The organism is Acidithiobacillus ferriphilus, from assembly GCF_028215975.1.
Classification (GTDB): domain Bacteria; phylum Pseudomonadota; class Gammaproteobacteria; order Acidithiobacillales; family Acidithiobacillaceae; genus Acidithiobacillus; species Acidithiobacillus ferriphilus.
Map to the genome: position 1 here is coordinate 1455873 of NZ_CP116458.1, position 12669 is coordinate 1468541.

The 12669-nt window shown below is 60.2% G+C and carries 7 protein-coding genes and 1 riboswitch; of the genes, 4 read left to right on the forward strand and 3 right to left on the reverse strand.

All coding sequences use genetic code 11. The features are described 5' to 3' along the window. Window positions 1-63: 63 nt before the first annotated feature. Window positions 64-157: riboswitch (TPP riboswitch) on the reverse strand. 72 nt (window positions 158-229) lie between these two features. Then, on the forward strand, window positions 230-1900 hold the full coding sequence (locus PJU76_RS07335) for an ABC-F family ATPase (protein WP_408629732.1): 1671 nt from the start codon (window positions 230-232) through the stop codon (window positions 1898-1900). A 12-nt stretch (window positions 1901-1912) separates the two neighbouring features. On the opposite strand, the gene PJU76_RS07340 is transcribed toward PJU76_RS07335, so the two are convergent. Both PJU76_RS07340 and PJU76_RS07345 read right to left on the reverse strand, forming a co-directional pair. Then, window positions 1913-2221 carry a hypothetical protein gene (locus PJU76_RS07340; RefSeq protein WP_215860456.1) on the reverse strand — a complete coding sequence of 103 codons (309 nt, stop codon included), beginning with the start codon at window positions 2219-2221 and terminating at the stop codon, window positions 1913-1915. Next, on the reverse strand, window positions 2205-3689 hold the full coding sequence (locus PJU76_RS07345; RefSeq protein ID WP_271778988.1) for a phosphomannomutase: 1485 nt from the start codon (window positions 3687-3689) through the stop codon (window positions 2205-2207). The genes PJU76_RS07340 and PJU76_RS07345 overlap by 17 nt, the downstream gene beginning before the upstream one ends. A gap of 146 nt (window positions 3690-3835) precedes the next feature. Between PJU76_RS07345 and PJU76_RS07350 the strand changes: the two genes are divergently transcribed. The 3 genes from PJU76_RS07350 to PJU76_RS07360 all read left to right on the forward strand — a co-directional run bounded on the left by PJU76_RS07350 (window position 3836) and on the right by PJU76_RS07360 (window position 9967). After that, window positions 3836-7174, forward strand: coding sequence for a DEAD/DEAH box helicase (locus tag PJU76_RS07350; RefSeq protein WP_271778989.1), 3339 nt, complete (start codon window positions 3836-3838; stop codon window positions 7172-7174). A 290-nt stretch (window positions 7175-7464) separates the two neighbouring features. Then, window positions 7465-9390, forward strand: coding sequence for a lytic transglycosylase domain-containing protein (locus PJU76_RS07355; protein WP_271778990.1), 1926 nt, complete (start codon window positions 7465-7467; stop codon window positions 9388-9390). A gap of 28 nt (window positions 9391-9418) precedes the next feature. Further along, window positions 9419-9967: a hypothetical protein gene (locus tag PJU76_RS07360; protein WP_271778991.1), complete on the forward strand. Its 549-nt coding sequence runs from the start codon at window positions 9419-9421 to the stop codon at window positions 9965-9967. Window positions 9968-9990: 23 nt separating this feature from the next. On the opposite strand, the gene alaS is transcribed toward PJU76_RS07360, so the two are convergent. After that, window positions 9991-12624, reverse strand: coding sequence for an alanine--tRNA ligase (gene alaS / locus PJU76_RS07365; RefSeq protein WP_271778992.1), 2634 nt, complete (start codon window positions 12622-12624; stop codon window positions 9991-9993). Window positions 12625-12669: the final 45 nt, after the last annotated feature.

Genomic DNA, 12669 nt, shown 5'->3' on the forward strand with positions numbered 1-12669 from the left:
CCTCCTAAAAATATCCGATTACTGCGGAACAAAATCAGGATGCGGGAGGAAGATGCGGACAGGCGTGCTGCGGTCGCGCTTCCCTACGCCGGCATGACCCGGATCAGGTTCCAAGGGTACCTCTCAGCCCACGACGTGGACGCCCCTAGCGTTTATAACGATTCACTGGGCAAGGTACGGGAAGCTGAGCGAATCTGTCAAGTGAGTCTCGCGCCTGAGCGCCACGAAGGTGAGACGCGCGAAGCGAATCAGTGCTATCATCGCGCCCGTCCATCAGCCCTTGTTTGCCGCCCTTTCGGAGTCGATCTTGCTCAGCACCGCCAACCTCACCATGCAATTCGGGGCCAAGGCCCTCTTTGAAAACGTCTCCGTCGAATTTGGCAATGGCAACCGCTATGGCCTCATCGGGGCCAATGGCAGCGGCAAGACGACGCTGATGAAGATTCTCGGTGGCGATCTGGAGCCCAGCTCCGGACACGTCAGCTTGAGCAGCGGCGAGCGTCTCGGCAAGCTGCGGCAGGATCAGTTTGCCTTTGAAGAATGCACCGTGCTGGACACGGTGATCATGGGCCATGCCGAACTCTGGCGGGTCAAGCAGGAACGCGATCGCCTTTATGCCCTGCCCGAGATGACCGACGAAGAAGGGATGGAAGTGGCGCATTTAGAGGGTGAGTTCGCCGAGTTGGGCGGCTATGCGGCCGAGTCCCGCGCCGGTGAATTGTTGAGTGGCGTGGGTATTCCGCTGGAGCAGCACGGCGGATTGATGGCGGCGGTATCGCCGGGCTGGAAACTACGGGTATTGCTGGCGCAGGCGCTTTTTGCCGACCCGGACATTCTGCTGCTGGATGAACCGACCAACAACCTCGATATTCATACCATTCAATGGTTGGAAGATCTCATCAACAACCTCAACAGTACCATCATCATCATTTCCCATGACCGTCATTTTCTGAATAGCGTCTGTACCCACATGGCTGACCTGGATTACGGCGAGTTACGCATTTATCCCGGCAATTATGATGAATATATGCAGGCTTCAACCCTGGTGCGGGATCAGTTGCTCGCCGATAATGACAAGAAAAAGGAGAAGATAGCCGAGTTGCAGGGCTTTGTGAGCCGCTTCTCCGCCAATGCCTCCAAGGCCAAGCAGGCGACTTCCCGCGCCCGTCAGTTAGAGAAAATCCAGCTTGAAGAAGTGAAGCCTTCCAGTCGGCAAAATCCCTATCTGGTCTTTAATCAGGAACGCAAACTCTATCGCAATGCCCTGGATGGGAAGGACCTGAGCAAATCCTTTGGCGATCTGCGTCTGTTTCATAAAATGCGCCTGCATGTGGAAGCGGGCGAGCGGCTTGCCATTATCGGCTCCAACGGCTTGGGGAAAACCACCTTGCTGCGCTGTCTGGTAGGTGAATTAACGCCGGATGCCGGTGAAATAAAATGGGCGGAAAACGCGCGGATCGGCTACTTCGCCCAGGATTATGCCCCGGAATTTGCGGAGGATATGACGCTTTTCGACTGGATGCGCCAGTGGCGTGGTGAGCGCGATGATGACCAGGTGATCCGCGGCGTGCTGGGCCGCCTGCTCTTCGGGCAGGATCAGGTCAACCGTTCGGTCAAGGTGCTCTCCGGTGGCGAAAAGGGCCGGATGCTCTTCGGCAAGCTCACCCTGCAGAAAGCGAACGTGCTGATTCTCGATGAGCCGACCAACCATCTGGATATGGAATCCATCGAGTCTCTCAACTCGGCCCTGGAAAAATACGACGGAACCTTGCTTTTTGTCAGTCATGACCGGGAATTTGTGTCGTCACTGGCCACCCGCATTATCGAATTCACCCCACGGGGCATCCAGGACTTCAAAGGCACCTATGAGGACTATCTGCGCAGTCAGGGCACGAGCTGAAGATGGGCTGAATTATTTTTTCCGGTAAAAGGGTTTCCACATTCCGATAAAAAGTAAAACAACACCGACCAAAAAAATTTCGCCGATCCATTTCCAGTGGACAACATTCAACACGTTCGCCAGATGCAACAGGCTTTGCGCCTCGGCATCGACGCCATGATGGACCGCCAGTTCCGCCACGGCGTTGGTTTTGAACACCACGCCCAGATAGCGCAGCACCATGAGCAGCAGGTCCGCAATAAGCAGCCCGGCGCCGATGTACACCCACCAGATGCGCGAAAAAGCGATGCGCCGCATCCGCCGCTCAGGCCCGCCAGCCATTCATGATCTGTAAGGCCTTCCGCAGCATGGCCTCGGCTTGCTCCGGGCTATCGGCCTCCGTATAGCAGCGCAGTTCCGGCGCGTTGCCGGAAGGTCGCAGATGAATGATGCCACCCGGCGCGAGGGTCACCCGGATGCCGTCCGTCAGATCCATGTGCTGCGCGTCACCCGCGATTTCTCCGAAGGCAGCGTTGAAAGCCGCGAGATTGGCCACCTTGTCCTTGCCGCGAAAAGCATCCAGATAGCGCTGACTCAGCGCCGTGGGAAAGTCCTGCAAACGGTCACTGGCGGTAAAACGGGGCGGCAGATCGGCCAGCAAGGCGGCCAGGGGGGTACGCCGCTCCTGCGCCGCCGTCAGCACCGTCAACATGGGCAGAATCGCGTCGCGGGTGGGAAGCGGCGCCAGGGTGCGGCCATCACGGGTGAGCGGACTGCCCAGCAGAAAACCGCCGTTCGCCTCATAACCACAGACGGGCATCTGTCCCTCCTGCAAAGCGCCCTGCATCGCCGCTATGACATAAGGAGAACCAATCCTGGTGCGGCGGATTTCCGGGAAAAAGCCGAACAACTCCAACGCCGTGTTGCTGCTTACCGGCGTGGCTACCGTATGGGCGCCCAGGGCGTGGGCCGTCAGAATCCCCAGCACATCACCGCGCCACCAGCGGCCTTCATGGTCAGCGATCATGGGACGGTCGGCGTCGCCGTCCGTGGTCAGGAGCGCATCGAGATGGTGCTCAGCCACCGCACGCTGCGCCAGAACCGTGTCTTCGGGGCGCAGTGCCTCGGTGTCCAGGGCCACGAAATCCGCAGAGCGGCCCAGGGGCAGCACCTCGGCGCCCAGCGACTCCAGCAGCGTCACCAGTAGATCACGGGCGACGCCGGAGTGCTGGTAGACGCCCAGTCGCCATCCGGCAAGACTGTCCGCGCCGAAAAAGTCCCGGTAACGCTGCTGATAGAGCGCCAGCCAGTGCGGGGCGGGATCAGGTAAAACTGGTGGTTTGCGCAGCGCGCCCGCGTCGTCGAAAAGCGCCGCATCCACCGTCATATCCTGACGCAGGATCCCGGCCTCATCGGCTTTCATCAATTCCCCATGCGGGCGGTTAAACTTGATGCCGTTGCGATCAAAAGGAATATGACTGCCGGTGACCATCAGCGATGGCACCCCCGCCGTCAGCCCTGCAAAAGCCAGTGCTGGTGAGGGGAGGTATCCGGCAAACTCCGGTTGCCCGTCTTCCGCCAGGACAGCAGCCCAGGCCGCGGCCAGCATCCGCGGCGTGCTGGGACGCAGGTCGCCGCCCAATATCACCGCATCCCCGGCGTGAAACTCGCCGATTTCCGCAAGATAGCGCAAAAAAGCCCGCGTATGTGCATAAACGACCTGATCCGTGAGATCCGCCACCAGACCCCGCAACCCACTCGTCCCAAAAGCCGTCATCACCTGCCCCTCTGTGTCTGCCGTTTCGCCCATGATAACTGCAAGGCGCTGGCGGGGATACTAGCAGACCAGTTCGAACGGCTTCCCCTCTTACCCGTCGACTGTGTACTATATGCGGTTTGCGCTGCGGCGTCGCCCAAGTGCATTTCCGATAATGGCCACACCACCGAGCAAGCCTCATGCCCACCAAGAACGACTGGATGAACTGGCACCGCGATGCCAGTACGATGCCCATGCTGGAGACGTACAGCTATGAAGACATCCGCAGTTGGCTGGGTGATCTGGAGATTCGCAAGGCCCAACCTTACCAGAAGTCCATCAGTCAGCTGGAGCAGCGCGGCGGCACCGACCTCAGCGCCCTGGTTCAGGGCACGGCACGCAAACCGTACCGGGTAGACATTCACCTCAGCCAGGGGCATCTGGTGACCCTGTGTACCTGCCCGGTGGGTGGTCGCTGCAAGCATGTCGCAGCAGTGCTGCTCGCCCTGCTCGCCCAGCGCAGCCACACGGCGCCGACGCCGGTGTTACGCCCGCATGTGATGCAATGGCTGCGCGAACTGCGCTCCCACCTGGATCCGCCCAAACGCAAGCCCTCGACCACCACTTACGCCCTATACTGGCTGCTGGAACTAAACAGCAGACGCCATCAGGGTCCGGTACTCAGCTGTCGCAAGGCCCGCCTGAACAATATGGGGGAATGTACTGATCTCGCCCTTTGGTACAACTTTGAAGGCGCCCTACGCCGCCCACCCAGCTTTATTGACGAAACGGACCAACGCGCCTTGCGGCGCCTGCTGCTGGAAGACCCCTATGCCAGCCAAACCGGTGAATTTGATCTCGGCCCCCGCCACGGCGCCGCAGTGCTTGTCTTACTCGCAGATACAGGGCGACTCTTCGGCAACACACTGACCAACCCAGCCCTGCGCCTGGGCGACAACCGGCCCGGCACGCTGACCTGGAAAGTCAGCAAGGGTGGGGAGCAGTATCCGGCATTGGAAACCACGCCAGCCGCCAGCGGTTACCTGCCACTGGATATCACTTGGTATCTGGATGGAGAAAGCCAGGAAATCGGCCCGATCGACACGGATATGCCGGTCACGGTCCTGCGCGATCTGTTGCAGGCCCCCCCCCTTAATGCGCAAGAAGCCACTCTTTTGCGTGAGATGCTGGAACAGTCGGCGCCTGGACTCCCCGCACCCGTGATCGAACCAGAACAAGAGTTGCGGGAGATTGCTGCGCCGCTGCAAGCCTTGCTTTGGTGCGACACCCTGGCACTCCTCGGCATCCAAGCGCACCGCAACTATGCCGGTCAATGGGGCCCTAGCTGCCGCTTCGACTATGCGCAACCCACTTTTGTATATGGTCCCGCGCACATCGCCATAGACGACGACAGTGCCATCCAGACCCTCAACAATGGCGAAATGGTTCGCATAAAACGCGATACGGCAGCCGAAAAGCGGGCGTTGCAAGAATTGGGTAAAACCGGCCTGGCACCCGTCAAAGCCAGCATCTTCCACAGTTTGTCGCTGTTGCCGCAGCCCATCTACGGGCTAACCAGCGAGGCCGACTGGGATCGATTCATGACAACGAGCGTTGAAACTCTCCGCGAACAAGGCTGGGAAGTGCGCTGGCCCGATGGTTTCCGCCATTACTTCCTGCAAGTGGACGAATGGGATATGCAGGTGGACGGCGTCGAAGAAGAGGGTTGGCTGGGTCTGGATGTCGGCATCGTGGTGGATGGCAAGCGGCTGGCACTGCCCCCCCTGCTTGGCGCCCTTTTCGCCCGCGATCCGCGCTGGCTGGATCCGGGTGGCCTCGGCACGATCCCGGATGATGAGCACGTTCACCTGCACACCCCGGCCGGTGTCCCCATCCAGACCACGGCGAGTCGCCTGAAGCCACTGGTCGGCACCCTCATCGACCTGTTCAGCCTTGGCGCTCCAGGCCCTCTACGCTTGTCCGCCTTTGACGCGCCACGGCTCACCCAGTTGGCGGATAACAGCCAGTGGCGTAGTGAAGGTATGGATGCCGTACGCGCCCTGGCCAAGCGCCTGCCCCAGAATGGGGAGATTACACCCGTCGCAGCACCCGCCGGTTTCGCCCTCCCTCTGCGCCCTTATCAGCAGGATGGGCTTGCCTGGTTGCAATTTCTGCGCGAGCACCACCTAGGCGGCATTCTCGCGGACGACATGGGTCTCGGCAAAACCGCGCAAACCCTCGCCCACCTGCTGTTGGAGAAGGAGAGCGGCCGCCTGACCAATCCCGCCCTGATTATCATGCCCACCTCCCTGATTCATAACTGGCGGGAAGAAGCAGAGCGCTTCGCCCCCGACCTGCGGGTACTCTCCCTGCACGGTAAAGAGCGCAGCAGCCGCTTTGCCGAAATACCCCACCATGATCTGATTCTCACCACCTATCCGCTGGTCTGGCGGGACATTGAGACGCTCAAGGACCAGCGTTTTCATCTGCTGATTCTCGACGAGGCGCAGATGGTCAAAAATGCGCAGGGCCGCGCCGCCGAAGCTATTCGCGAGATTCCCACCCGGCATCGACTCGCCCTCACCGGCACACCGCTGGAAAACCACCTCGGCGAACTCTGGGCGCAATTCGACTTCCTCCTGCCCGGCTTTCTCGGCGACCAGCGCAGCTTCCAGCGCGTCTGGCGCGGCCCCATCGAACGCCATGGAGATGCTGAACGTCTGGATTTACTGGCCCGTCGGGTGCGTCCCTTCATCCTGCGCCGCCGCAAGGAAGAAGTCGCCAAAGAACTCCCCGAGAAGACCGTCATCATCCGCTCCATGGATATTGACGGGGCTCAGCGTGACCTCTATGAAACCGTGCGCAGCGCCATGGATGAACGTATCCGCCAGGAAATCGCCGCCAAAGGTTTTCAACGCAGCCAGATCGTCATCCTCGACGCCATGCTCAAGCTGCGTCAGGTCTGCTGTGACCCGCGCCTGCTCAAGAGCGAGAAGGCGCGTAAAGTACAGGACAGCGCCAAACTGTCGCTGCTCATGGAGATGATTCCGGAGTTGCTGGCGGAAGGTCGCCAGATTCTGCTGTTTTCACAATTCACCGAGATGCTCGCCCTGATCAGTGCACGCCTCGACAAGATGCATATCCCCTACGTGCTGCTCACCGGCAGCACCCAGGATCGCAAGACGCCCATCGACCGCTTTCAGCGCGGTGAAGTGCCGCTCTTCCTGATCAGCCTCAAGGCGGGCGGGGTCGGTCTCAACCTCACGGCAGCAGACACCGTAATCCATTATGATCCATGGTGGAATCCCGCCGCCGAAAATCAAGCCACCGATCGTGCCCACCGCATCGGCCAGAAACGCCAGGTTTTTGTTTACAAACTTATTATTGCCGGGAGTATTGAGGAAAAAATCCTGGCGTTGCAGGAGAAAAAGGCCTTCCTCGCCGCCGGCGTGCTGGAAAAAGCGCAGAAAGAAAAGCTCCGTTTCGGCCCTGACGATCTTGCTTCTCTTCTCGCGCCGCTGCCCGAAACCCGGCGCTGAGGCAGACGAGCCACGACGCTTCCTGAATGGCACGCTTGGTGGCATTATAGATAGGGTTACCAGAGATGCACTGGTCAGCCCTGCAAGCCATTTGATTTCGTCGGCGAATTCTAGGAATCAAGACGTATGAAAGCAGCACGGACAGCAGATAAAATAGTCGCCATTCTTCAGCAAGCAGGTGTCAATAAAGATCATCCTCGGCGGCTTACCTCCATCCCCAAGCGTCACAGTCGATGACTGTGTTTAAAACAATCCTGGAAATTCGTCTTCCGCGCCCTGTAGCGGTCTTGATGTCGCTGGTATTAAGTTACGGTACGGCAGTTGCGGCGACCGACACCCTCAACACCGTTCAGAAGCGACTCCTGAACTCGGCGGCAAGCGCTTTCGCCCAGGGTGATTATCGCCCTGCCGCCAACGCGTTGCCTGAATTAGAAAATACCTACATGGGGCCATGGGTAGGGTACTGGTCTCTGCAGCCCCGCCTCAAAAGCATGACCCAAAACCAGTATCAACGCTATGCGAAGCACTATCCGAGCGGGGTGGCGCATCATTTGTTGCGCCAACAGTGGCTGTTAGAACTCGCGCGCCGTGAGGACTGGTCGGATTTTACCCAGGTGTTTCAGGCTGGCAGCATCCCCGATCTGATCAGCTTGCGCTGTGACGCGGCGCGCGATCCACTGCTCAGCACCAGCACGGTGGTTGCCCCATTCTTCCTCTGGAGCGCCGCCGCAGCGAATGATCATGCCTGCAACGCCATGGCGCGTGTCTATCTGGAACAGGGGCAAATCACGCAGCCAGAACTGTGGCGGCGCCTGCAACAAATGTACGAGGCCTCCGCTTTTGACGCTGCGCTGCGCTTTGCGCCATTTTTACCCGCGGCGCAATCCGGTCAGCTGGCGCGGACGGTAACCGCGCCAGCCGCGTGGATATCTCGGCAAATTCAGCATTATGGCAGCCACAAATGGCCAACTGGCCAGACCCATCTACTGGTGCTCGCCCTGCTGCGCCTCGCTGCCACTCACCCCGCGCAGGCGGTACAGTTTGTGCGGACCCTCGGCGTCCTCTCCGCCGCTGATAAGTCGCTGGTACTTTATAACAGTGCCTACCACGCCACCCTGTCCTTTCGTTCCGAATCCGGACACTGGTATGCCCAAGCCTACGCCGCCGATCCGCAATTTCGCCCCCGGCCACAACTATTGGCCTGGATGGTGCGCACCGCTTTGCGCGATGGCAACTGGAGCATGGTGGAGCAGGCCACACGGCAGATGGACACCGTTCAACGCCAGCAGCGGCAGTGGCAATTCTGGTCCGCCGTCGCGCTGCTGCAACGCGGACATACGCAGGCTGCCCACACTTTGCTGGCGGCCCTGGAATCTCCCTGGACTTATTACGGACAACTGGCTATGGCGACCCTCAACAGGCCGCTGATCTTAAAGCCTGACGATCCGCCCGCACCGAGCGAAGCGAAGGCCATATCGGATAATAACGCTCCCGAGCGGACCGCGATCACACTCTATCATCTCGGACTCTATTTCGACGCCCTCGCCGAATGGGACCAGTTTCTGAAAGGGTTGAACGGGACAGGGGAGATCAAAGCCGCAGCCCGGATGGCTTTACATCATAAGGCGTGGCTGCTGGGTATTCATGCGAGTAGTCTGATTCACGGGGGGGAAGACTGGCAACAAGGCTACGTGCTTCCCTATGCACAGGAAATCGACGCTGCCGCCACCCAGACCGGCCTGCGCCGCGCCTTCCTGGCCGGTCTGATCCGACAGGAATCCGGTTTTGCGTTCGGTATCCGGTCCGACGTCGGCGCACAGGGGTTGATGCAGGTGATGCCTGCCACAGCCCAATGGCTACAGACCCATGTCGCCGCAGCCGCCAACGCCGATCTGCACAGCGTCAGCGGCAACCTGACCCTGGGTTCTCACTATCTGAGCCTTCAGCAACAGCATTTTGGCGGCTCCGAGTTGCTGGCTGCGGCCGCCTACAACGCTGGGCCAAGCGCACCACAACGCTGGCTGAACCGTTGGACACCACCCCCGGGGCCATGGGCCGGTCCGATTTTCACCGCGAATATCCCCTTCCAACAGACCCGCCACTATGTGCAGAGCGTGCTGACCAACACCGTTGTCTATGCCGCCATTTTAGACCAGGCCCCCCAAACCATCTGGCCGCAATGGCGTCTTGGCGCAATAATGAGCCAGACACGATGAATCGTTATTTCCTGCGGAGGCAAGCATCATGAAATGGCCACAACGTCACCTCGTCTGGTTAGTGTCCGGCGCCATCCTATATGCCGGAACAGCAGTCACTGGGGCCAGTGCATCCCCTGTGGGTATTCAGTTAAATATTGGAACGCAACCCATATATGCAGCGCCGGGTTATCCGCCCGCAACCGTCACCGCACCACCTCTGATGATATGGCTGAGCAATCTGGGGGTCTATGCGGCCTATGGCACCCCTCAACCCATTTTCTATCTGGGCTCAACTTATTACTACTATTACAGGAATCGCTGGTGGGCCGGGCCGGGCTATCGTGGGCCCTGGCGTCCTATTGTCGCGCCTCCGCCCGCGCTCCGTCGTTGGAATCACCGCGACTGGCAGAATATTCAGCGCGACGTCGGCCGCCATTATCGCGATCCGCAATGGCGCCATTTCCGGCCAGCGGAACGTCCACAACCGCCGCGCTATCGCGGACCAGAAGGCCACGGACCCGCGCAGAGACCGGGGGAACGTGGTGGACCGGGTCGAGGCCATAACGGTCATGACCAAGGTCACGGTCCTCACTGACAAGGATCGCGGCGGAGTCGGAACTAACCGAGTTCACCTCTGACCCAGTCGCGGGCGGCGTTGAGGGCAGCGTCTAAGGCCGCCGGATTACCGGCCCCGGCCTGCGCCAGTTCCGGACGCCCACCGCCCTTGCCGCCCAACGGTTGTGCCACGGTATTTACCAGTTCTCCGGCGTGAATACGTCCAGTCAATCCTTTACCGACTCCGGCAATCAACGCCACTTTCTCCCCTTCCACACCCGCAAGGACGATGACGCCGTCAGGTAACTGGCTGCGCAGGCGATCCAGGACATCGCGCAATGCTTTGCCATCCATCCCCTCCAGGCGCCTGATCAATACCGGCACTCCGCCCACGTCCTCGGCTTCTGCGGCAAGATCGGCACCCGCTCTGGCGGCCTCATCCCGCTTGGCTTTCTCCAGATCTTTTTCCAGTTGGCGCAGGCGCTCCAGGGTTTGTGCCAAACGTTGGTCCAGCTCTGCTGGGGCGACTTTCAACAGCCCGGCCGCCGCTTGCAAGCGTTCTTCATCGCGCTGAATAACATCTAGCGCCACCGCGCCGGCGACGGCTTCAATACGCCGGATACCCGCTGCCACGCCGCTTTCGCTGAGGATCTTGAAAACGCCCATATCCCCCAGCGACTCCACATGGGTGCCGCCACAGAGCTCCATGGAGAAATCTCCCATGCGCACCACCCGCACCTCATCACCGTACTTCTCGCCGAAGAGGGCCATGGCACCCAGGGCCTGCGCTTCGGCAATGGGCAGCACCCGGGTTTCTGCGCCGACATTGTTGCGGATGGCGGCGTTGACCACGCGCTCGATCTCCCGCAACTGCGCGGCCGTCACCGGATCCGGCTGACTGAAGTCGAAACGCAGCCGCTCCGAATTGACCAGCGAACCCTTCTGCTGCACGTGGCTGCCGAGAACGTTGCGAAGGGCGGCGTGGAGCAGATGGGTCGCGGAGTGATGTGCTGCCGTCGCCCGACGCCCCACTTCGTCCACACCGGCGAGCACCGCATCGCCAACCTGCAAACGACCGGATGTCAAACGCCCCAAATGCACATGCAGGTGGCCCATGGGCTTTTGCGTATCAGTCACGGCAAACAGGGCACCACCCGACTGGAGTTCGCCACGATCCCCTGCCTGCCCGCCGGACTCCCCGTAAAAAGGCGTCTGGTCGAGAATAACCGCACCCACATCCCCTGCTTCGAGGAAAGCCACCTCTTCGCCATCGCGGATCAGCGCCAGTATTTTTCCTTCACCCGCACAGGCCGTATAGCCGGTGAATCCGGTAGCCGGCAAACGCATGGCCAGATCGTGATACACTCGTTCCGTTTTGATCTCACCGCTGCCCGCCCAGGCGGCACGGGAACGGCTGCGCTGCGTAGCCATGGCCGCCTCGTAGCCCCCCATATCCATGATCAGATCGCGCTCGCGGGCGATATCGGCGGTCAGATCGACGGGGAAACCAAAGGTATCCGCGAGCCGGAAAATGATCTCGCCGGGAATGGCTGCACCCGCTGCCAGGCCCGCAATGGCCTCTTCCAACAGACTCAGTCCGCGCTCCAGCGTTTCCCGGAAGCGGGTTTCCTCACGCTCCAGAGCACGCTCGACTTCGCGCTGTGCCCGCGTGAGTTCAGGGAAAGCGCTGCCCATCTCGGCCACCAGTGGCGCCACCAGTTGATGAAAAAATACGGTCTCCATGCCCAGCTTGCGGCCATGCCGCACGGCGCGACGAATAATGCGGCGCAGCACATAGCCGCGGCCTTCGTTGGCGGGCAGGACGCCATCGGTGATGAGAAAGCTGCAGGCGCGGATGTGATCCGCCAGCACCCGCAAACTGATGTCCGTCGCGGCATCGCTCCCATACGTTTTGCCGCTGATGGCGGCTGCTGCGGCAATCAGCGGCTTGAAGAGATCGGTGTCATAGTTGTTATGTACGCCCTGGAGCACGGCCGCGAGACGCTCCAGACCCATGCCGGTATCAACGGAGGGTTTTGGCAGAGGAGTCAGAGTGCCGCTGCTGTCCCGGTCAAACTGCATGAAGACCAGATTCCAGATTTCGATATAGCGATCGCCATCCGCCTCCGGACTGCCGGGAGGGCCGCCGGGAATATGGGGACCATGATCGTAAAAAATCTCTGAGCAGGGGCCGCAGGGACCGGTGTCACCCATGCTCCAGAAGTTATCCTTCTCGCCACAGCGGGAGAGGCGTGCGGGATCAACGCCGATCCCGTTAATCCAGATGTCAGCCGCCTCATCATCCTCTTCGTAAACCGTAATCCAGAGCTTTTCCGGTGGCAGATCCAGACGTTCGGTGAGGAAGCGCCAGGCAAAACCGATCACTTCACGCTTGAAATAATCGCCAAAAGAGAAGTTGCCCAGCATTTCGAAAAAGGTATGGTGCCGCGCTGTATAGCCGACATTCTCCAGATCGTTGTGCTTGCCGCCCGCGCGCATACAGCGCTGTGAGGAGACGGCGCGCCGGTAGGGACGGGTTTCCAGGCCGAGAAACACGTCCTTGAAGGGCACCATACCGGCATTGGTGAACAGCAGGGTCGGATCATTACGGGGAATCAGCGGGCTGGAGGGTACGATCTGGTGCCCCTGCTCCACAAAATACTCCAGAAAAGCTTGGCGAATGGCTTGCGCGTGCATCGGTCTTCCGTTGTTAAAGATAAAGTGTTTTTGTCTCCGGGCGAG

Bases quoted from the DNA above. Each gene is read 5' to 3' on its own strand.
- PJU76_RS07340 (WP_215860456.1), bottom strand. From the start codon at position 2,221: ATGGCTGGCGGGCCTGAGCGGCGGATGCGGCGCATCGCTTTTTCGCGC.
- PJU76_RS07345 (WP_271778988.1), bottom strand. From the start codon at position 3,689: ATGGGCGAAACGGCAGACACAGAGGGGCAGGTGATGACGGCTTTTGGG.
- PJU76_RS07350 (WP_271778989.1), top strand. From the start codon at position 3,836: ATGCCCACCAAGAACGACTGGATGAACTGGCACCGCGATGCCAGTACG.
- PJU76_RS07355 (WP_271778990.1), top strand. From the start codon at position 7,465: ATGTCGCTGGTATTAAGTTACGGTACGGCAGTTGCGGCGACCGACACC.
- PJU76_RS07360 (WP_271778991.1), top strand. From the start codon at position 9,419: ATGAAATGGCCACAACGTCACCTCGTCTGGTTAGTGTCCGGCGCCATC.
- alaS (WP_271778992.1), bottom strand. From the start codon at position 12,624: ATGCACGCGCAAGCCATTCGCCAAGCTTTTCTGGAGTATTTTGTGGAG.